This is a genomic window from Coleofasciculus sp. E1-EBD-02 (assembly GCF_040218245.1).
Classification (GTDB): Bacteria; Cyanobacteriota; Cyanobacteriia; order Cyanobacteriales; family Coleofasciculaceae; genus Coleofasciculus.
On record NZ_JAVJQN010000148.1, the window covers coordinates 1 to 20,861 of the forward strand.

Annotated in this window: 16 protein-coding genes and 1 pseudogene; 6 read left to right on the forward strand and 11 right to left on the reverse strand. The window is 45.3% G+C overall.

Going from position 1 to position 20,861, the window contains the following annotated elements; genetic code table 11:
• Positions 1-213: pseudogene (locus RIC07_RS23320) on the reverse strand (anhydro-N-acetylmuramic acid kinase); the annotation flags it as partial.
• Positions 214-250: 37 nt separating this feature from the next.
• Here RIC07_RS23320 and RIC07_RS23325 point away from each other — a divergent pair.
• Positions 251-451 carry a hypothetical protein gene (locus tag RIC07_RS23325; protein WP_446396592.1) on the forward strand — a complete coding sequence of 67 codons (201 nt, stop codon included), beginning with the start codon at positions 251-253 and terminating at the stop codon, positions 449-451.
• A 91-nt stretch (positions 452-542) separates the two neighbouring features.
• On the opposite strand, the gene hpf is transcribed toward RIC07_RS23325, so the two are convergent.
• Both hpf and RIC07_RS23335 read right to left on the reverse strand, forming a co-directional pair.
• Positions 543-1,190, reverse strand: coding sequence for a ribosome hibernation-promoting factor, HPF/YfiA family (gene hpf / locus RIC07_RS23330; RefSeq protein WP_446380128.1), 648 nt, complete (start codon positions 1,188-1,190; stop codon positions 543-545).
• Between the two features lie 233 nt (positions 1,191-1,423).
• Positions 1,424-2,893 carry a glycoside hydrolase family 13 protein gene (locus tag RIC07_RS23335; RefSeq protein ID WP_446396593.1) on the reverse strand — a complete coding sequence of 490 codons (1,470 nt, stop codon included), beginning with the start codon at positions 2,891-2,893 and terminating at the stop codon, positions 1,424-1,426.
• A gap of 151 nt (positions 2,894-3,044) precedes the next feature.
• Here RIC07_RS23335 and nrtS point away from each other — a divergent pair, with 151 nt between their 5' ends.
• The gene (nrtS, locus tag RIC07_RS23340; RefSeq protein WP_446396646.1) at positions 3,045-3,275 is read left to right on the forward strand and encodes a nitrate/nitrite transporter NrtS; all 231 of its coding nucleotides are present in this window, start codon (positions 3,045-3,047) and stop codon (positions 3,273-3,275) included.
• 144 nt (positions 3,276-3,419) lie between these two features.
• Here nrtS and RIC07_RS23345 read toward each other — a convergent pair whose 3' ends face one another.
• The 4 genes from RIC07_RS23345 to RIC07_RS23360 all read right to left on the reverse strand — a co-directional run bounded on the left by RIC07_RS23345 (position 3,420) and on the right by RIC07_RS23360 (position 9,091).
• Positions 3,420-4,145, reverse strand: coding sequence for a phosphate/phosphite/phosphonate ABC transporter substrate-binding protein (locus tag RIC07_RS23345; protein ID WP_446396594.1), 726 nt, complete (start codon positions 4,143-4,145; stop codon positions 3,420-3,422).
• Positions 4,146-4,666: 521 nt separating this feature from the next.
• Positions 4,667-6,550, reverse strand: a complete 1,884-nt coding sequence (locus RIC07_RS23350) for a hypothetical protein (RefSeq protein ID WP_446396595.1) — start codon at positions 6,548-6,550, stop codon at positions 4,667-4,669.
• Between the two features lie 124 nt (positions 6,551-6,674).
• Positions 6,675-7,229, reverse strand: coding sequence for a GAF domain-containing protein (locus RIC07_RS23355; RefSeq protein WP_446396596.1), 555 nt, complete (start codon positions 7,227-7,229; stop codon positions 6,675-6,677).
• 479 nt (positions 7,230-7,708) lie between these two features.
• Positions 7,709-9,091, reverse strand: a complete 1,383-nt coding sequence (locus RIC07_RS23360; protein ID WP_446396597.1) for a PAS domain-containing sensor histidine kinase — start codon at positions 9,089-9,091, stop codon at positions 7,709-7,711.
• 214 nt (positions 9,092-9,305) lie between these two features.
• On the opposite strand from RIC07_RS23360, the gene RIC07_RS23365 reads away from it, so the two are divergent.
• From RIC07_RS23365 to RIC07_RS23375, 3 genes are all read left to right on the forward strand, one after another.
• Positions 9,306-9,983, forward strand: coding sequence for a response regulator transcription factor (locus RIC07_RS23365; RefSeq protein WP_446380136.1), 678 nt, complete (start codon positions 9,306-9,308; stop codon positions 9,981-9,983).
• Positions 9,984-10,190: 207 nt separating this feature from the next.
• Positions 10,191-10,580 (forward strand): hypothetical protein, encoded by a 390-nt coding sequence (locus RIC07_RS23370; protein WP_446396598.1) that lies wholly within the window; start codon positions 10,191-10,193, stop codon positions 10,578-10,580.
• A gap of 218 nt (positions 10,581-10,798) precedes the next feature.
• On the forward strand, positions 10,799-11,101 hold the full coding sequence (locus RIC07_RS23375) for a DUF1830 domain-containing protein (protein WP_446396599.1): 303 nt from the start codon (positions 10,799-10,801) through the stop codon (positions 11,099-11,101).
• A gap of 81 nt (positions 11,102-11,182) precedes the next feature.
• Here the strand turns inward: RIC07_RS23375 and RIC07_RS23380 are convergent, their stop codons facing one another.
• Together RIC07_RS23380 and RIC07_RS23385 are read right to left on the reverse strand one after the other, a co-directional pair.
• Positions 11,183-12,268 carry a DUF3616 domain-containing protein gene (locus RIC07_RS23380; protein ID WP_446396600.1) on the reverse strand — a complete coding sequence of 362 codons (1,086 nt, stop codon included), beginning with the start codon at positions 12,266-12,268 and terminating at the stop codon, positions 11,183-11,185.
• A gap of 294 nt (positions 12,269-12,562) precedes the next feature.
• Positions 12,563-17,671: a WD40 domain-containing protein gene (locus RIC07_RS23385; protein WP_446396601.1), complete on the reverse strand. Its 5,109-nt coding sequence runs from the start codon at positions 17,669-17,671 to the stop codon at positions 12,563-12,565.
• Positions 17,672-18,190: 519 nt separating this feature from the next.
• Here RIC07_RS23385 and RIC07_RS23390 point away from each other — a divergent pair.
• On the forward strand, positions 18,191-18,766 hold the full coding sequence (locus tag RIC07_RS23390; RefSeq protein ID WP_446396602.1) for a Uma2 family endonuclease: 576 nt from the start codon (positions 18,191-18,193) through the stop codon (positions 18,764-18,766).
• Between the two features lie 400 nt (positions 18,767-19,166).
• Here the strand turns inward: RIC07_RS23390 and RIC07_RS23395 are convergent, their stop codons facing one another.
• Both RIC07_RS23395 and RIC07_RS23400 read right to left on the reverse strand, forming a co-directional pair.
• Positions 19,167-19,865: a hypothetical protein gene (locus RIC07_RS23395; protein ID WP_446396603.1), complete on the reverse strand. Its 699-nt coding sequence runs from the start codon at positions 19,863-19,865 to the stop codon at positions 19,167-19,169.
• Positions 19,866-20,041: 176 nt separating this feature from the next.
• Positions 20,042-20,719 (reverse strand): actin-binding WH2 domain-containing protein, encoded by a 678-nt coding sequence (locus RIC07_RS23400; RefSeq protein ID WP_446396604.1) that lies wholly within the window; start codon positions 20,717-20,719, stop codon positions 20,042-20,044.
• Positions 20,720-20,861: the final 142 nt, after the last annotated feature.

Here is a 20,861-nt window from a genome sequence, read left to right on the forward strand (position 1 = left end):
CGATCGCATCATCTAATCCAGCGAATTCTGCCATCGATATAGAACCACCAGCACAGAGATTAAGGATTTGCGATCGCAGTTTTTCGGGGTAGGGATACGTCGCTCCCGCCAATAACTCCACAGTTAAATCGGATTCGGAACAGCAATCTCCACGAAAGCCGCATCAATTCCATCAACGGACGTACCCCTGATTAATCCAACGACGCGCGTCATAGTTTTTGCTGAGGGAGCGGGGGGAGGGGGGTAAGCTGTGGTAGCGGGGGGACCAGAGGGAGCAGCGGGAGCTGGGGAAGCTGGGGAAGCAGAGGGAGCTGGGGAAGCTGGGGAAGCTGGGGAAGTTAACTCAAAACTCTACCTTACCTATTGCCTATTCCACACCGAGCGAAGCGTTCGACTGAGCGCTCACGCCGAAGTCCGAGGTGTTGCCTATTGCCTATTGCCTGACAAATGACGAATGACAAATGACGAGTGACAAATGACAGAATCCCCCGCCTGTCACTCGGGGGAGAATCAAGAGAGGACACCAAGTTTGATAACAGATGCTATGAAACTGTTGATGTATCAGTTACCGCCGCAGCATTTTGGGCAGTCTTGCCATTGGTATGATTGGTATGACCATTGCCATTGCGAGGCTGAATCACACCATATCCGCCGTGATTGCGTTCATAGAGAACGTTAATCTCGTTAGTTTTCGCATTCCGGAACATATAGAAGTCATGATCGACCAGTTGAAGCTGTTCCATGGCTTCTTCAATCGTCATCGGCGGCATGGCAAAATATTTCATCCGCACGACTTCTGTGGGCAGTTCGGGAGTGCGATCGCCAATTAGATCGTCAACCACAGGGGCTTCATGAATCACAGCACCAGTTTTCGGTTGGGTCTGAGTTTTCTTTTGCTGCTTTTCTTTGTATTTACGCAGTTGACGTTGGATCTTATCGGCAACCAGATCGATACTGGCATACAAGTCTTCGCTACTCTCCTGGGCACGAATTACGGTTTTATTGGCATAAATGGTAACTTCGGCAGTTTGCTTCGTGTTGATCCGAGGATTACGGGCAACAGAGAGATGCACGTCCACCTCAGTCGTCATATTTTGAAAGTGATTGACCGCTTTTTCTATTTTTTGATTAACATATTCTCGAATTGCATCAGTGATTTCAATGTTCTTGCCCTGGATAACAAGCTTCATACTGACTACTCCGTCCTGTACTATTGTGTCGTAATAGAGCAGAGCTAGGGCTGGTCTTAGTTGCTCTTGGAGGATACTCCTATTGTAGGACTGACTGTGGTGACTTCCGGATGTAAGCAGCAATACTTTACAAAACTGCAACTTTCACTCAGGAAATCCGCTAAAAACAGCAGACAAGGGAAATGGGGGAGTGATCTGACAACTCCCCCTATACCTGTGCCTGAACGGATGTTTTAACCCAAAATACACCCTGTCCGAGGCGGTAAGTCGATCGCCAAATGGTTTTGTTTCCAGGTGAAGCTGGCGTCACCGTACACGATTTGATGGCGTGGTGATACCTCTGGCGGCACTTCCACCTGAACTTGGGCGGTTGTGGTTCCGGCATTAACGGCAATAATTAATTCATCTGCCTCCAGTTGGCGGGCAAAGATATACGTCATTCCCTCTGCCAACAGCACCTTGTAGCTACCTGTACGCAGCGCGGGGCGATTATGACGCAGGGCAATAAGCTGACGGTGACAATCGATAATCTCTGGATTCCATTGAGATTCTAAGGGAAAACCCCGTCGGGAGTCTGGATCTAATGCGCCAGGTAACCCCACTTCATCGCCATAATAGATGCTGGGGGCACCGAGAAAGGTAAACAGTAATAGCGTAGCCAGTTTAACGCTTTCGATCGCTTCGGCGGATGGATTTTTCTTCCCTCCTTCAGCAATAGATAGCAGTCGGGCTGTATCATGACTGGCTAGCAGGTTGAGTTGGGTGAGTTGAATTTCCCAGGGGTATAACTGTAACAGATGCTCAATTTTAGCCGCATAACCGGGTGCATCTAGGGGAGGATAGGGTTGGTAAGAGGGTTGTTCGACGTAGTCCCGAATCACGCGATCGCCAGCAGCAAAGGCGATGGTGGGTCCGGTGAACAGGTAGTTCATTACCCCGTCAAATTGCGTCCCATCCAACCACTGACGCGAGTCCATCCACACTTCGCCAACAATATAAGCCTCCGGGTTGATGGCTTTGACGCGATCGCGAAATTCTTGCCAAAATCCTGGCGTTTCAATCTCATACGCTACATCTAAGCGCCAGCCATCGATGCCGAGTTTAATCCAATGTTCGGCAACCTGCATAATATATTCCCGCACGTCGGGATTATCGTGGTTGAATTCAGGTAACGCCCGATTTCCTTCCCAACCGATATAGTTAGCGGGTTTGTCGCCATCGTAGGCTGACAGGGGCCAGCGCTCAATCTTAAACCAATCTAACCATGGGGAATACGGACCATTTTCGAGAATGTCATTGAAGAAGAAGAAGCCGCGACTGGCATGGTTAAATACACCATCCAGGACGACTTTCATCTCCCGCCGATGACATTCTTCCAAGAGTTTCATGAATGTACCATTCCCCCCTAATAGGGGGTCGATCTGATAATAATCGTGAGTATGGTAACGGTGGTTACTGGCAGATTGAAAGATGGGAGTAAAGTAAATGGCATTAATGCCTAAATCTTGCAAATAATCAAGTTTTTCCATTACGCCCCAAAGATCTCCGCCCTTATAGCCTTGTAAAGTGGGCAGGGCATCCCAGGGTTCTAGGGGAAGGGTTTTAGCCACTTGCGAATGGGGTGGATTGCCTTTGGCAAAGCGATCGGGAAATATTTGATAAAAGACGGCGTGCTTCACCCAATCGGGGGTCTGAATCTCCATTGATAATGGTCTAACTCTTCTCTACTAGAGTACAAGTCTGGTTCGCTAAATACGATTTATGTTATGAAGTTAATATTTTACCCGAAAACTGTCTTTAAGCCAAAGAAAAAGATTTGTAACGAAATTCAATGATGTCTCAATTGTGCCAATGATGAAACCACTCAAGGATTACTGTGCGGCACTGGTTGACGAAAATCTTATGCCAACAGCACTTAAGGTAGCTGCCATGGTTGGTTCTCTTCTATTTCTGATTAATCACGGTTCTGCCGTAGTACAGGGCAAGATGACGCGCGATCGCTGGATTTCTGAATTACTTACCTACCTGGTTCCTTATGGAGTGAATATTCATGGGCAATATATCAGTCGTTCTCGAAAACGATGATGGAATTTTGTCAGGGAACAGACAACAGGAAACCTATAATGCAGATATTATCTAAATGTCATCTGTCCTAAGTGGTATATTTATCGAATTTGGCGATTCATCCCCGACTCTACTAAAAAGTTGGTTGGGGATGAATCGAATGGTTTAAGCCGCCATCATAATTTCCTTAGCCGTGCTAATTTCCTCGGATGACGTTTTACACCATCCTTCAATATTGAGTTCTTGCAGCACGTCTTTTCCGGCTGGAGTCGCATTCATCTCTAAGAGAACACGCTCTAATTCACTCTTATGTTCGATAGCATTGGGACTAATATGGATACTATGAAAGATGACCTTTTCCTGCGATTCAGCAAAAGCATTAATCCTCGCCTTGGTACTGGATGAGAGTTCCTGGTAGGTGTCTTTATAAACCATTCCAAAAGGGGCTTCTTTTTTGGACACACTATTGATCACTCCTAACCAAGAGGATTTATCCAAGATTTGTGCAGGTGCAATTCCTTTTTCTTTGAGGCTATGTAAAGCCACCTTACTCGGTAGCATACTTTTAACAGTGGCAAGAGTTTCCCCGTGCAGCAAATCTAAGGTTGGATTGGCGATATCCTGATTGGCAATATACACCACTTCATCATAAAGGTTGAGCGGACGAACCACCGAAGAAAAGCCTTGTTCCCGCAGACGGATACTATCAGCCGGGTTAGCGTAGACGATATCAGCTTGATCGAGATGTTGATGAAAATCCTCGAAATCCAGGGAAACCTCTATATGTACGTTGACATCAAGCTGATTATTCAAATACTGGATGAAGCGAAACCATCGATCTGGTTTCTTAGCTGTATCGTGGGGACAGATCATCAGGGTTAACTTGTTCATGGAGGGGTCTATTTTTTACGTGCATTGGTGGAAGACGATTGTTGTCTTCCTCTTATTCATTTCTTCATGGAAATTTGACGCAATCAGGAATGGTAAGTATGGTTTTTATGCATGGAATTTTATCAGATGATAGAGTGAGATATATGAACTGATGAATTAAGCTTTCATGGCGTTAAATAGAGGAGAAGTAGCGGGACGCTTGTCACACTCTATAGATTTCGCAATTCTTGACAATAAGATTTAAATGACAAACAGTTATCGGTGGGGAGGGCGGGTTTTGTTGAACAGTTATCGGTGACTAGCTGAATTTAGTCCCTAAACCCGCCCCTACAATTATCCCTAAACCCGCCCCTACAATTATCCCTAAACCCGCCCCTACAATTATCCCTAAATCCGCCCCTACGATTGTGTGTGGCTCAACCCGCATCTTACCTTAACAGAGGGTTGAAACTATTGCCTGTTCCCTATTCCCTCTCCCCACCACAAAACTTATTCAGCAGTCTCTAATTATTACTGATTACCTACTCCCATTCTGGACCTGTCAATGTGCCTCGCAGACGCCAGTTTCCTGGGGGAGAAAACACCTCTAAAAGACCACTATTTAATTCTTGCTGAACATAAGGACTATCCAACACCGCCCAATCGTCGAGAACGCGCTCTTTCCTATTAATTTGTGCTAAACCCGCTCCTCGATTGGGTTGATAGGTCATCTGTAAGCGATCGCCCGCTAAACTGGTATAGGTAATCTGACCCATTGTCTCCCAGGACGTATCGCGGATCTCGGTTTGGTCAAGGGCTTGCTGTAAAGCCTCTACTGTGGGATAATCATCAACACTGGCTATATCGGTAATCCAAGCGGTATTCCTGCCGATTGCTGCTAACGCCTGGTAATCAGAATATTTCTCCGATACCTGATTTTGCCAGTCTATCTGTTCACCCCAAGGACGGGCGCAAAGGAAGGTATTTTCAATGCGCCAAATGTACCAATCTCCATAGCGCTGGGGTTTCCCATATCGAGTCGGTAAAACTAGGTGAGAACGCCCCGGTACATCGGCGGCTTTATCTCGTGAATTTAAGCGTAACTGATAAATCACCGCGCCCTTTTCTTGGACGTATTGATCACCTGGAGAACGCCCTGTCGCCATGTCTGAATGATAGGTTCCACCTAAACTAACAACAGCATTATTTTGCCCTTTGGGATCGCGGATGACTAATTTATAGGTAGCATTTTGGGCATTAATGGTGCCTTTGACTTGATAGGAACGACTTCGGTCAATTAATGTACCCAAACTATAATCTTGAGTCACATAAAAGGTTTCCCAAAATCGGTTATCTTGGTGATAACTATAGTAACCAGGGTGACTAGCTTTCAGTTGAAAGGGTAATTCAATTTGCTTAAGGGCAATGGCTTTCAATTGAGGCGGCGGACGATAATCACTTAACGCGGCAGGTAATGCTACCCTAGTCACACCGCGATCCATACGCTCAACAGGTGTCAAACTATCCCCCCACCATACCCAAGCCACGCCACTCAAACCACTATCATCCCACGTCCCCCGATCAAACCCGCGACTTTCCGCACCACCTGCGGTTCCCCAACTGAAGCGCACCGCCATATTGACGGCGTACCAGTCTAATGCGGCTTTCGCCAACTGGCGCAATTCGGGAGTATCAGCAAAATCATAGAGATTCAGCAAACCTGCGATCGCATACCCATAATAGGTCGAAGAATGAAACTCTCCCTGTCCAATTGTCAGGAACTTATTTAATTCTGCCCTTAACCAAGCCTCATTTGTCGCCGCCGTCGCTGGGAGAGGCGTAGGGAAACCACTTCCATCCATCAGCGCTAAACCGGAAATACGCTGCATGAACATATGATTTTCTGTACCCTGTTCCAGCCACTCTCGTACACGCGGCGAATCCACCATACTACGGTAAGAGTCTTGTACCGCTTTGGGCATGGTATCTCGGAATAAGAAGAAGATGCGAATATCGTAGGGGCTGCGAAAGTGATAGAGATCCGGTTTTCCCTCATCTAAACCCAAGAGTATATCCCAGATTTGTTGGCGATCGTATTGTTCCCCTAAGCTGAGGCGGGCAAGAATAACTGGAAGTAAGTATTTATGAGGATCACTAATGGTGCGAGTACGCCACCAGGTATCCAATCCTTCTAAATCCGCCGCCGCCACCTTTTCCCGAATCGCCAAACTCCGCGCCCGAAATGCGGCTTCTGTTTCCCCTTCATCTAAAATACGGTCTTTGAGCAGGGTTTGTGACTGCCCCGATCCGCCCCATTGCCACTGTGACAACAGGGAGCGACTCAGGGGAAAATCTGCCGCCCAATCCGCCGTACCGACGAGTGCGGTAAGAGTTGTTAGCGCTAGAATTAGAATTTTGACTTTCATCGATATAGCGCTACGCGCTGGGCAATGGGCAATGGGCAATAGGGAAGAAAAACCCTTACCTGACAAGGGATTGATCGATTTGATCTTTTCTTTTATGTCCTAACTAGAGTGCGTAGTGCTATATCTAGCTATCTCGAATTGCTGGAACCGTCGCTAGGATTTGGGCGGCTTTTTTCATGGCTTCAATGTCAGACGGGGACCAAGGATGGGTATCTTGACAATGATGAGCCGCGAGTAATCCCCATAACCGTCGCGGTGTAAGGATCGGTACGACTAAATTGGCACGTACTTTAAGGCTAAGCAAAAAGTCGCGGTGACAGGGATCGATGGGTTCGGCTTGAATATCTGCGATCGCTCTCACTCGTCCTGCATAATACAACTCGGCATACTCGTCATTAAAGCATTCATCGCCGCCAGTCGAGCCGAAGATGGAGTAGTTGGGAGAACTCAATGACTCGAAGGTGACTTGACCTTTCCACTCGTAATAGAAATAATAGAGAACCACCCGATCGACGGCTAACACGTTTCGCAGATAGTCAGTCGTTCCTTGAATTAGTGTATCCCGTGCCAAATTCTTAGCAAGACGGTCAGCAAAGGATCGTAAACCTGGATCACCCGTGGTCATCGATTGGTCAGAATCAGAGTTGGCTTTGGGATTCCCTGGCACTGGCTGATTCATAGCACGCCCCAAATTATTGGTTACACTTGCTATTTTATCGTTTGCGGGGAATTGGTGAAGTTTTGATCCTTCACTTCGTTCGTCGGGAACCTGGTTTTAACCCTTCGCTTGGCTCAAGGGGTCTGGTTTTGTGTAGGGGCGGGTTTAGGGATTTTCTTTTCGCTATTGATGACTAATGTTTGTTCAAAACCCGCCCTGACCGATGTTTAGGGGCTGGTTTCACTATTATCTTTCGTTGTCACCCTGATGTTAATAAACCCGCCCTCTGCTTCCCCTGCTCCCTCTGCACATCCACTCAACATCAGCGTGAATCAGAGCGCGATCGCAGATAATTGATTAGCAACGCTGCCATTTTTCTATTTATTGACTTATGAATAAGGGCGGGTTTTGTTGAACCGTTATCGGTGACAAGCTTACTTGAATGTCTAAACCCGCCCCTACAGTGGCTAAACTTACCCCTACAGTGGCTAAACTTGCCCCTACACTTGACTTATGACTTCACAAGGAATTGTTACCGTAAACGTTGTGCCAACTCCCGGTTCACTGGTCACGCTAATATTGCCACCATGTACGATAACACAAGTTTTGGCAACCGTTAACCCTAATCCTGAACCCGGAATACTATCAATATTTTTTCCTCGGTAAAAGGCTTCAAATATATGAATAATATCATCATGTAGAATGCCAATCCCCTGATCGCAAACTTGAAAAATTACCTCAGTTGTTGTACAAGTTAGCCGTAAAATAATAGTGCTACCTGGCGGAGAATATTTAATCGCATTCGTTAGTAAATTGATCAAAATAGAACGCAATAGCTGTTCATCCAAACAGGCACGGCTACAGTCTGTCTGCCTAACCAACTTTAGATCATACGGATTGTCAGGATTACGCGGTATCTCCACTAAAATTCCTTGACAAAACTGTTCAAGATTCACCCGCGTTGGCTGGAAATCTAATTGTCCCGTTTCAGCTCGATTGATGATAAGAATATTATCTAACATTTGCCGCAGGCGTTGAGTTGCGGCTTCAATCCGTTGCAGATTTCTGAGTTTTTTATCTGGAGAAAATTTATCCGGGCAAAGTTGTAGGAGTTGAACGGAGGCTAGAATCGTACTCAAGGGGGTGCGAAATTCATGGGACACTAATGAAAAAAAGCGTAGCTGGAGTTGACTCAATTCTTGCTGGTGTTCGAGTTGGCGACGCATTTGTTCGGCTTGCTGGCGTTCTGTGATATCAATACCAATCCCAATCAGATGCTTGACTGCACTGTTGTCATCAAGCAGGACTGTATTGTACCAGGAAATTAGACGCCGAGTGCCATCTCGTGCGATCCAGTAATTTTCATGCTCGTTGGGAAAGTGACAGGCTTGGAGTTCTTTAATAATGGTTTTTACGCATTCAATATCTTCTGGAATTAAAAACAAATCCCAAATATACTTTCCCTTGACCTCCTCAAAGGAATAGCCAGTTAGTCGCTCACAGGTTTGATTAAATCGAATAATTCGTCCCTGTTTATCCAGAACGGTAATTAAGGCATTAGCGGTATCGAGAATGACGGAAACAAAATTCTGTTCTTGCAACTCAGCTTGTTGGCGATCGCGAATCTCTGGAGACAATAATCTGCTGTTGTCATTGTCTTGTTCCAGTTGGCTCAGTCGCACCCAGAAGCGATAGTAGATGCCAATTAGTAGCAGTATGCTGAAACCGTTAGTGATGGTGATTAACAATAGAGGATGCGCCGGAACCGCCGGGGGAGCAAATCCCATTAACCGCCATACATAAACAGCGATCGGACTACTGAGAATCAGTAATGCTAAACCCAAACCAGCAAGCAGATTTTTGGATTGGATAGAATGTGTCATTTGTTACTTTTCATTGATCATTTTTCATTGGTTATACTCGCTCCCGACAAGAAGCAAGCTACGTCACTCGTCCGATTAGTTAACTGTGATTACTGAATCGATGCTTTAGAGGATGAGTAGAGCCAATGTTAAGGCTGGTAAAGTAGAAATTAAGATATAGCGCATCGGCTATATCTACTTGAGTTGGCTTACCGATTTATTCAATCAATTGGCTATGAAAATCTTGTTGGTAGAAGACGATATCGCGCTCGCAGAAGCGCTCACAGAGGCGCTGGTCGATCAAAATTATGATGTTGATGTTGTCAATGATGGGGAAGCCGGATGGCGACAAATTACAAGTTTCTATTATGACTTAATTTTGCTAGATGTCATGCTCCCTAAGTTAGATGGTATCAGTTTGTGTCGGCGTCTGCGTTCTAGCGGCTATCACGGCTCAATCCTAATGATCACAGCCCTTGACACCAGCACGGATAAGGTGAACAGTTTAGATGCAGGCGCTGATGACTATGTGGTCAAACCCGTTGATTTGCCAGAACTATTAGCTCGCATTCGAGCGCTGTTGCGACGGGGAGGATGTTCAGTACCGCCAGTGCTAGAGTGGGAGCGATTACAGCTTGATCCAAGTTGTCACGAAGTAACCTATAATCAACAGCCTGTACATTTAACCCCGAAAGAGTATTCCTGCCTAGAGTTGTTTTTGCGAAATAGTCAGCGGATCATCAACCGTGAGTTCATCATTGAGCATTTGTGGACATCAGAAGCAACCCCTTTTGAAGATACCGTTAAAGCCCACATTAAGAGCTTGCGTCACAAACTCAAAGCGGTGGGAGCGCCCGATGATTTGATTGAGACGGTTCATAGCGTTGGTTATCGGTTGAAACCCTTTTCTTAATCTTTTCTTTAAGAAAGCACTAAGTTACCTTGAGTGTCATTCCCCAATTTTTTTACGTTTAACCTGTAAAGTCAGTAATGTTCATCGAGCAATGACCCACAGGGGTATTTCCCTTTTTGACTCGATGTCCTTGAAATTCAGTGTTTCCGTGGACGACAGATCCATTCTGATCTCAGCAGGTAAGCCATCAAGTTGAGGAAATAAACGATGTCTAAATCACTGTCTAAAGCGGTTGTAGACTTGGGACTGCAATTGGTGAATGAAGAAATTGACAATGCGTTGGCAGTTTATGGTGATGAACCCTATAACGAACTATTTGCCCAGCCCGATGTACGTCAACGACTGGTTGACTACGTGATGGCGGCTATTCCTGAAACCTATACTCAGGTAAACACAACGGCGAACGGTTCTGTGCCAACGAAAATCCCTTACCATTCTTTAGAACTGCGTTTGCGGGTTGAAACGTATGCTCATTGGGGAATAGAATATATTCTACACACTCAATCGGACTGGCATCCTTCCTCGTCCTTGACCAATGTTCAATTCTATACCTTGCCGTGGAACTCTACCCATCTTTTTGCCCCAGCCTTTTCATAAGATAAGCTGGATCAAGTCCTGTTAATTGCCCATAATAGCAATGCTGTAACAGTAAGAGTTTTAGGCTTTTTTATTATGGGTAATTTGCCGGACATCATAATTAAACCGCGCTGCGCTAGTCTTCTTAAGTCAAACTTGGGGATAAAGCGTTTTGTTAATCCTTTATCCTGCTTCTGAGTAAGAATTGTGACCAACTGATAACGTTACTGAGGTTATTGATGATGACTCAACTATTATACTCTCGGCTCAATGACAGTCGTAATCTCATGCTTTGTTACTATATCAATGGAACGGGCAAAACTTTAATTGCTAGGATTACTAATATTTCAAATTGGAGATTTGAACGAATTATCTTTCCCCAAGAACGTTTATTCTTTGAAGCCCCTCCCCAAGCTCAACTCGAACTTCATCGTAATGGGGAAACCGCAATGACGTTAATCGATAGTATTCCCTGTAGTTATCTAAAAGTCCGAGAAGAGAAGAGGCAAGTTCAGGAAACGTTATGGCATCAAATTGCTTGATTGCCTGAAAATGCTAATTCTATAACTAGCTTTGACCTAAACTATCTTGAATTAGCGAGTATCTTAACGTATTTAGCCCGATTAGCCGAAAATTTTTCCACTAAAAACGTCTCCGTAAATCGCACTGGGTTCAATTTGGCGAATGGGATTAGGGGAATCGTAAACCATTAACAGCGCATCCGATTCTCCTAAGCAGGGAAACAAGGCTAAACCTTCGGCGCGATCGTATCCTGGAATAAAGGGTAAGTCAAACAGGCGTTCTAACTCTCCTTTGGCTTGCCCGGTGATACTATCGGCTGAACGGTCTAAAATAGACGTGAGGCGGAATACTCGGATCGCGCCTTCTAAGTCCATTGTTGGTCCAGCCAGAATCAGCAAATCGTCTCCTTGCCAACAGAGTTCCCGCACGCCTAAACCATTAAGATCGATAAAGTGCTTGAGATAGCGTTTCCCGTTGTCCCCAATGTCCTGTAGGGTTAAGATACCGGGTGCAGATTCAGCCACTTTAATTTCGATGATAACTGCCCAGCCCCGTAAGACGGGACCCCGACAGCCCAAAAACACGCGATCGCCGCGCACGGCTAATCCTTCGATATCTAAGCCATTATCCTTACTGGGTAAGGGATGGGTGACAAAGGGACCTAAGTGAATATCCTCGATTAAGGCATCGATGAGACTATTACTCGCGTCTGTCTTTTGTAAGCAGGCGGCGGTCAATTTTTCTTCCGGATTATCTGGGAGAGACGATACCTTTAATAATTCGCCATTCACGATGGGAATACGAGTAAGTAAATATCGATTCACATCGGTTTTAATTGTGGCAAGGCGTTGGATGTCTTTTTCTACGTTTTTTCCCTTGGGTTTGCCGCGTTTTGTGCTGTGAGATCCGGTTATCCACAGATAATTATCGGCATGATCAATTCCTTCGATATCAATTTCATCATCTTGATTAAACAATTCAATGAAATCGGCTAGACAATAGGATTGGTGATTGCCAAAAACACAAGGTTCGATCAGCGAGAGGCGTTCCACATTTATCCCTTCATCAGCACCCAGCCACAAACTACCATCCGGTGTAAATGTGGCGGCTGAGAGTTCATTAATTAAGTCTTCATCTGACGAATTAAACTGTAAAAGGACGCGGCTGAGTAAAAAAGGGTTGGACATAATTAAGGGTTGGTAATTGGGGACTGTAGAAACATTGCCAGCAACATCTCTACAGACTATATTTTACTACATCGGAGTCCAATCCTAAACTTTTATTGGGCGAAATTAAGATCATGATTTAATCTCCTTGTTTTACAAGAATGACATTGGCTCATTTTCCAGGAAAGAGAATAAAACTCATCAAAACCCTTGCAACACTATCACCGAAAATGTACCCTTGCTCCCCCAGCTTCCCCAGCTTCCCCAGCTTCCCCTGCTCCCTACACCCCCACAAGACTTATTCAGCCCCCCTACTTATCTCCCCTCACACAATGCGCGAAAATCCTGGGGATTGGCATCATTAATCGTTGGCGACTCTGAATGATTTTGTAAATAATCCTCCAACCAATAACAACTGCGTTCGACTAAATCCCCTAAATCCAAATTCCACAAAATAACCGTCGTGTCTTGAGACGCTGATGCCAAAATATTACCATCAGGACTGAAACTGACGCCAAACACAGCATCCTGATGACCGACAAAGGAGTTAATTAAATGACCTGTTTGCCGACTCCAAAGATTAACGGTTTTGTCATCACTTCCTGAAGCAATGAAGTTGCCATCGGGACTAAAGCTTACCCAATTAACTGAGCCATTATGTCCCTTCAAGGGACGCACTAACTTTCCCTCTCGATTCCAGAGATTCACCGTTCCATCATTGCTAGCTGAGGCAATAAACTCGCCATCGGGACTAAAGCTTACCCAATTAACGGAATCTGTATGCCCCCTCAATGTTTTGATAAACCTGCCGTTACGACTCCAAAGTTTCACCGTTTTATCGTCAGAGGCTGAAGCAATTAAAGACCCATCAGGACTAAAACTTACGCCCCACACTGTTCCCTGATGACCGCTTAAGGTTTTCTCCAATTTGCCATCAATTTGCCATAGTTTGACTGTTTGATCCGCGCTACTGGATACGAGTCGCTGACTATCGGGACTAAAATTAACACTGGTTACCCCATCCTTATGTCCGGATAAGGTTTTCTGCCAGGTTCCATCTTGATTCCAGAGTTTAATTGTCTTATCGTCACTGCCTGTGGCTAGGGTCTCACCGTTATCTGAAAAACTAACACTATTGACCGAATCTTGATGTGCGGCAATTGTTTTTAACAATTGCCCCTGACGAGTCCAAAGTTTCACTGTATTATCCCAGCTAGCGGTAGCAATTCTCTGACCATTGGCGGAAAAACTGACACTGCTGATGGGTTGGCTATGTCCAGGAATCGGTTGCAACATTCCCCCCTCAACTTGCCAGAGTTTGATCGTATTATCGGCACTGGCAGAGGCTAATATTTTGCCGTTGGGACTGAATCCTAATCCCAGAATCGCTTTACCATGTCCTTGTAATGTGTCAATTAATGTACCATCGGGACGCCAGAGTTTAATCGTATTGTCGTCACTTCCAGACGCTATCATCTGACCATCTGGACTATAAGTAACGGCAATTACAGCATCTTGATGTCCGGATAGGGTGTTGAGTAATCTGCCATCAGTTCGCCACAGTTTGACAGTTTTATCTGCACTAGCAGAGACTAGATATTGTCCATCGGGACTAAAACTGATGTCGAGTACAGGTTGATTGTGGGCGGTTAAGGTTTTGAGTAATGTACCATCCGATTGCCACAGTTTAATCGTTTTATCACGACTGGCTGAAGCAATCAACTGACCATTGGCAGAAAAACTTACATCTAACACCCAATGATTATGACCGGAAAGGGTTTTCAGCAGCTTTCCGTCATCGATACGCCAGAGTTTAATCGTATTATCCTCACTCGCTGAGACAAGCCGTTGACCATCGGGACTAAAGCTGATACTGTGGACGCGATCGCGATGTCCAATTAAGGTTCTTAATAATCGACCCTCTCGACTCCAAAGTTTAATCGTATTATCCTCACTCGCAGAGGCTAATATGTTACCTTGGGGACTGAAGCGAACCGCATACACCCCCTGATTATGTCTCCCTACTTCGTTCAACCATTCCCCTTGCTGACTCCACAGTTGAATCGTTTTATCCCTAGACGCCGATGCAATTAACTTCCCATTGGGACTAAAGCTAACGCTACTCACCCAATCATTATGTTTGGTTAAACGGTTGCGTTCTTTCACGCCATATACCACCTGTTGCAATGTAGAAATCACCCGCATCCGGGTTTCTTGCGTCACTCCTAGGGCCTGTTTTAATTCTTTAGCGGCGGATAAACTTTTCAGTAAAGCGTCAAATTTACGGTTGGACGCAACCAAGGCTTCGGCTGAAGCATTTAGGGCAATTAATCGGGCATTGGTTTCACTAAATACTGCCCGAAATACCAGTCCGACGGCAATCACTGCCAATGTTGCTAACGTCACCCCCGCAATCCGGGCTTCTTGCAAACGGCGTCGTAGAACTTGATTCAATTTTCCCTCGGCTTGCTGTTGTTTTTCCACAGCAGCGGCATGTTTTTTCGTCGCCGCTGATAATTTAGACCGCAGGCTTTTTTCCCGAATCAGTTGTTGGATTTTAGTTTGACTCTCTTTATCTTTTTGGCGCAGTTCTTCCAGTTCTTTACGCAGGCTGTTTTGTTCGTTTTGGCGGATAAATTCTACCAGGTAATCATGAACCAGTTGATAGCGATGAGTGGGAATTTCGGGTAACAGGAAGACCAAGCCGGATTTCTCTAATATTTCTAAGATTAAATCCAGAGGCTGGGCTTCAATATCTGATTCAATGACTAATTCAGCACGAGTTTTTAAGGGACGATTATTATTTTCATCGGTGAGAAGTTGCAACACCAGCCAAGCCGCCTGTTCGTTTTCTGCGCCACAGTCTTTTAGGGCTTTTTCCAGGAAACGTTCCGCCAGCTTTTCCACCGGACCCCGTTGTCGATATTGTGCCAGCGTGGTGATATTTTCAGCTTGTAACTGCGCCCCAACCACTTGTAATTCAATCGGACGAACTTCTCCCAGTTCTCGACCTAAATCTTGAACTAAGGCATCAATTAATGCGGGTTCTAGGTAAAAATGGGCGCGTTCGGTGAGGCTTTGGATTACCGCCCGGGCATCGGGACGGGAAAAGTTACCTAAGGGATAGCGATTTTTGCGATCTAATATGTTATTGTCGATTGCCTCTAGATTCAGTTTCTCGAAGTCTAATAAGTAGTGTAAGAAGTCTTCGCGAATGGAAATAATAACTTTGACAAAGGAGAGATCTAAACAGGTTTGGAAAAACTGATGAAATAAGCGCGTTTGCTGGGCAGAAGCATGTCCCAGGAAAAATTCCTCAAATTGGTCAAAGATTAACACGGTTAAGATATTGCGATCGGCGTTATCTCGTAACAGTGCCAGCAGTTGATTGAGAATAGCTGCATCAGAACCGTCGTCACCTAGGGATTCTGAGGGGGTATAAGCCTCAGATTTAGGCGGGGTTAACCCAGATAGGGCGGTTCTGACGCCTTTATCCAGTTCCTTAATCCAATCGGTATACACTTGCAGTACCACAGGTAACACTAAGCGATCGCCTAATGCTCTATGCTTTAGGGCAGGAACTAAGCCAGCGGAAACGATGGAACTCTTACCGACGCCAGAAGGTCCATGAATCACCGTTAATTGGCAATCCGCCCGGCTTAACCGTTCAATTAAACGTTGTACATCCTGTTGACGCCCGGATGTGGCTATTTCTTGTGCCACAATTTCTTGCTGTTCGACTGGGCTTAAGGTAGGATTAGATACGGCTCGTCGAGGCTGGAGACGAGCCGCACCAATGAAGGCACGAAATCCATAGAGTTGTTCGACTGCCCCTTGTTCTTGCTTAATCTGAAAGGCTTCTAAGTAACGGTGTTGCTCGAAGTACAGCCGCCGTAAGCTTTCCAGGAGATATAAGTAACGTTGGGGTTCGTAGCGATAATCGCTTTTGGCAATCGCATCCGTTAAGTCTTGACTCGCCCGTTTCAGGTGCTGGGTGGCTTCTGCTGATTGACGCAACTGATGATAGGATTTGACAACGATGAGTTGATAGAGTTGAGTCAATAAATAGGGATGTAAGCCTTGGTAGTTTTGAAGTTGATCCGAGACCGACTCTAACCGAGAGAGGGCTTGTCTCGCCCAGTGATTGGCATCATTCCAGCGCCGTTTCACGAGGGCGACTTCAGCTAAAAAGCCGTAATCTTGCGCCAGTTGAACGGGAGAACCATAGTGTTGATGGACTCGTAAGCACTGTTGGGCGACGTGTTGCAGGGAGTCCCAACCTTCCAAATGTTGCAACACTTCCGCCTGTTGGGTAATAAACTGCGCCACTAAATCCGGACGTTCCGCCCGTTCAAACGCCTCAACCGCTTGCTGAAGATAGGGCCAAGCTTCTTCCCAGTTGCGGTGTCGTTGCGCCCGATGCAAGTCTGCATTCCGGCAATAACATAAGCCTAAATGAAATAGGAGAACACCTTGACGTTCTAAGTTATTGGTGACGCGCCAATACCAAAGGCTTTTTTGATAACGGATAACGGCGGCATCGATATAATCATTAGCATAATCATATTGCCCTAAAACAAATTGCAGACTCGCTTCTAGTTCCGGAGTAATCGTTTCTTGGCGCTGTTCTAAGTCATGGAGGGCGCAGTCAAGTTCGGCGCGGGAGCGACATCCTGTGGCTAAATTGAGATGGGCATGGTGGGTACAGATACGCCACGGCGCATATCGTCCCGGAGTTCCTTTTAATACAGTTTTAAATAGAGAGTCTGCTTTTTGTTGCAGCAAATCGAGGAGTTCATCGGTAGCAATTTCAAACTTAATTGGAGTTGCCGCCCAACTGCTAAAATCGGGAGCAGAGCGGACGAGTTTGTGCAATACTTCGTCATTCACCCATAAGACTAGGGGGAAGGGTAAGCGTTTGCGAAATTCATCCCGCACTTGATTGGTGGAGGTGAGTACATCATCCAGTGCTTCCACGGATTCAAGTCCCAGGATAATTAGAGCGGGAGGGGGATCAATACGGCTCGAATCAGCTCTAATTTTAATTTCTGCTCCCCCAGCTTCCTCTGCTTCCCCAGCTCCCTCTGCTTCCCCAGCTCCCCCAGCTCCCCCAGCTCCCTCTGCTCCCTCTGCTCCCTCTGCTCCCCCAGCTCCCCCTGCTTCTCTATGATTCCTGTCCACATAATTCTGAATCGTGGTGTAAAGGGTGGTGACGGATTCGGGGAGAACTAATTCCTGAATTTGATATCGACCTTGAGCGCGTTCGTGCAGTTGGTGTAATATACGCTTTTGCAAACGCTTGTAATTACAGCGCACTAAGACAAGGGAGAACTCACCCTGAGAAAAGGCGATCGCGCGATCGAGGGCGTTCAATGAACTCTGGTTATAGTCGGCTACGTCTTCGGGTTGTTTGGTTTCAATCATTGGGAAACGTTGTTCCTGGTTCGTCCTGCGTGGGATTGATGGCAACTGGACGACAGGGTAAAACAGCAGTGAACTTGACTTTCTTTTTTTAGTGTGATACATCACGACCGGAAAGAACAACGTTTGCTTCGGTGGGTTATCCGAATAGGGGATATCTTGGCGTTAGATGTATTGAGGGTAAAGGTGCGATCGAGGTTCCTTGGGCGACTATAACCTAACCCATTTAAAATATATGCAAATGTGCAATGGGCGACCTGAGTAAGGGCGACCCGAGTAAATTGAATAGACGGGTATTATTAAGTAATGCAAGGACGTCGCCACTACCGATTATTAATTTGACCAAACGGATGATCAGAGAAATTGACATGATCACAATTGTAGGGGCGAGTCGCTGCTTAAATGTGGAGGTATGAGAATTAACCTAACTCGACTCGCCCCAATCTAAATGTAGGCGGTGTCAGAGAATGACCGAAGATAGGGGATGAATCCAATTAAGTGGAGTTAACAGGTAAAACTAAAATGACGGCTTATACCATAGATTTTAACCCAGTTATTCAGTTAACTGATGACCAATTTTATCAGTTATGTCGGGCTAATCCTGATCTGAAATTTGAACGCAATTCCCACGGAGAATTAATTATTATGCCCCCCACTGGCGGAGAAACCGGGAATCAAAACTTTGAACTTGTCATTGATTTTGGGTTATGGAATCGCCAAACTCGATTAGGGGTTGGGTTTGACTCCTCTACCTGTTTTAAACTTCCTAATGGTGCCAATCGTTCTCCTGATCTGGCTTGGGTGAGACAGGAACGGTGGGATGCTTTGTCTCCAGAACAACGCACCAAGTTTCCGCCAATTTGCCCCGATTTTGTTGTGGAACTGATGTCTCCTTCCGATACGTTAAAAGCCACCCAAGATAAAATGAAGGAATATAGGGAAAATGGCGTCCGTTTGGGCTGGTTAATTGCGCCGGAACAGAGACGAGTAGAAATTTATCGTCCCCAGCAAGCTGTTGAAATTTTAGAGGCTCCAGATACTCTTTCGGGAGAAGAGGTGTTACCCGGATTTACCCTGGATTTACGCCCTCTTTGGTGAAAATTCGTAGTTCGTAGTAAGGGCTTTAGCCCTCAACAAGCCTAGGCGAAGAGAATTCACGGAACTCGACCCACTCACCTAGAGCCTACAACAACTGGATTATAAACATTAATGGTTGGGAGCAGGGCGGGTTTATTGAATTAAGGGTTTTGTCGCCCCAGGTAACGGTAAAACCCGCCCCTACAAGTTCATTTGATTATCATAACGCGGCTCAAGCCGTCTTCACCCTTTGCACTCTCTCAATTACTTTTTCGCGCACATAGTTTCCCGCCGTTACTGCAATCCGTTCCCAATCCTCTGGTGTTAAAATGTCCCGTAATACTTCGGGCAAACCAGCTTTATATCGAAGTTCCTTTGGCTTCCCCTACGGATAAGTAATAAAGGCAGATTTGATATAAACTTATAAATCTCGCATTTGTTGTTCCACACTTATCGCAATTTGCAGCGCTTCATCGAGCAAATAACCATACTGATCTGTTGGTGGTTCAAGTTCTCCCGCTACTAAACTGGTTAAATTATTTTCTAGTGTAACTATCAATTCATCCGGTCTTACCATTCTCCCTTGTTTTGTGTGAATAATTTCTATCTTAATCGCTTGCAGCAAACTGTTTTTAGTCACCCGCAAAGCCGTTATAACTTTTTCATATGCTAACGAGTTATCTCCTTGCCGATTTCTTTCAGTCCGACTCAGTTTACCTAGCATGACTAGAGATTGAACAGCGCGATTGTACTTGTCTACTTGCCGCAATAACTTGGCGACTGATTTCCAGCGCTTTGCCTGATTCATCACCCAAAAATTCCAGATTGCTAAAATTAAGAATGATCCAGCAAGAAATAATAAAATAAACTTGGCAATTCCTGCTTCATTACTCGGCAAAAACCCCGACCTTTTCATTGCCAAAAATCCCAAAGGCATCATAAAAATCAAAATTAAGCAAAAAATAAATGCCTCAATTAGCAGCAGCGATCGCATCTGTTGCGGGTTTCGCCAAATTAAGGCACGGTAAACGGTAATGGCTAGCCCTGTACTCATATCTAAGCCTGCACTTTGCTCTAATTCGGCTGGCGTAATCGGCAATTTTGCTACATAATTTAGCATGAAATTATTTCCTTGATGATTAATTATTGCGGCTTGAGTGGGTCATGAAATCCGGGTTAATTCTCCCTTTAGAAGCCAGAGGGCAAAAGGGGATAATGATTGGTTTAGACGGACTGGTAATCAAAACCAATGACAAAGGACAATCCCAACCGTTCTGTTAAAACTGCGCTACCTACTTAGTTGAGTCCTAGCGCTTGAATCACTGTTTTAACAATATGCACATAAAAATTACTCTCTAAGGGACGAAATAGAGAAAACTCTTTTCCGGGTGTGCCAAAAAAGGGTCGCAGTGACCAACCCAACTGACTGCCAACAAAGCCGTATAGAAATAACCAGGCTTGCACAACCTTGAGATTACGCGCTTTCTCCGTATCTTGGCTGTGTAGAGATTTCATGCCGTGGTAGAAAAACTGGATGCCGATAATTCCGGTCAAGGCAAAAATGACCACATTGAGTAATTTGAAAAACTCGTAATCATTGACCGACAGTAGAAAAAACAAAACCACGGGAACGAACGCCAACAGCATGACACTGATAACTGAAGTGGCAGCTAAAAGTAACACTAAGTATTGGCGAAAGTTGCGCGTTGAACCCGTTACCACCTCAAAAATATATAAACTGGGCAGACAAACCAGCAGCGTAATTAAATAAAGACCCGGTAACTTAATCGCTGAACTAATCGCCTGAAGCCAACTACTAGACGCGCCAATCACTAATCCGTATAAAGCCAGAAAGGAAGCGCTACACACTAATAATGCAACAATTTTGCTATCGAGTCCGATTCCCTTATCAACCTCGATCAGAAATGCCTTGCGATCGCGTAAAAAATACATCAAACTGGAAAGGTGATTCATCCTATCCTCCAGGTATGCACGTAGAACCTCTACTCCCCTCTCGACAATCGGGCTAAAATTTTGGGGAAATCGGGGCGTAATTTTTACAAAACTTTACAAAACTGAACGAAAACTCAAGTTGACCGCAGCAAGGCTTCAACGT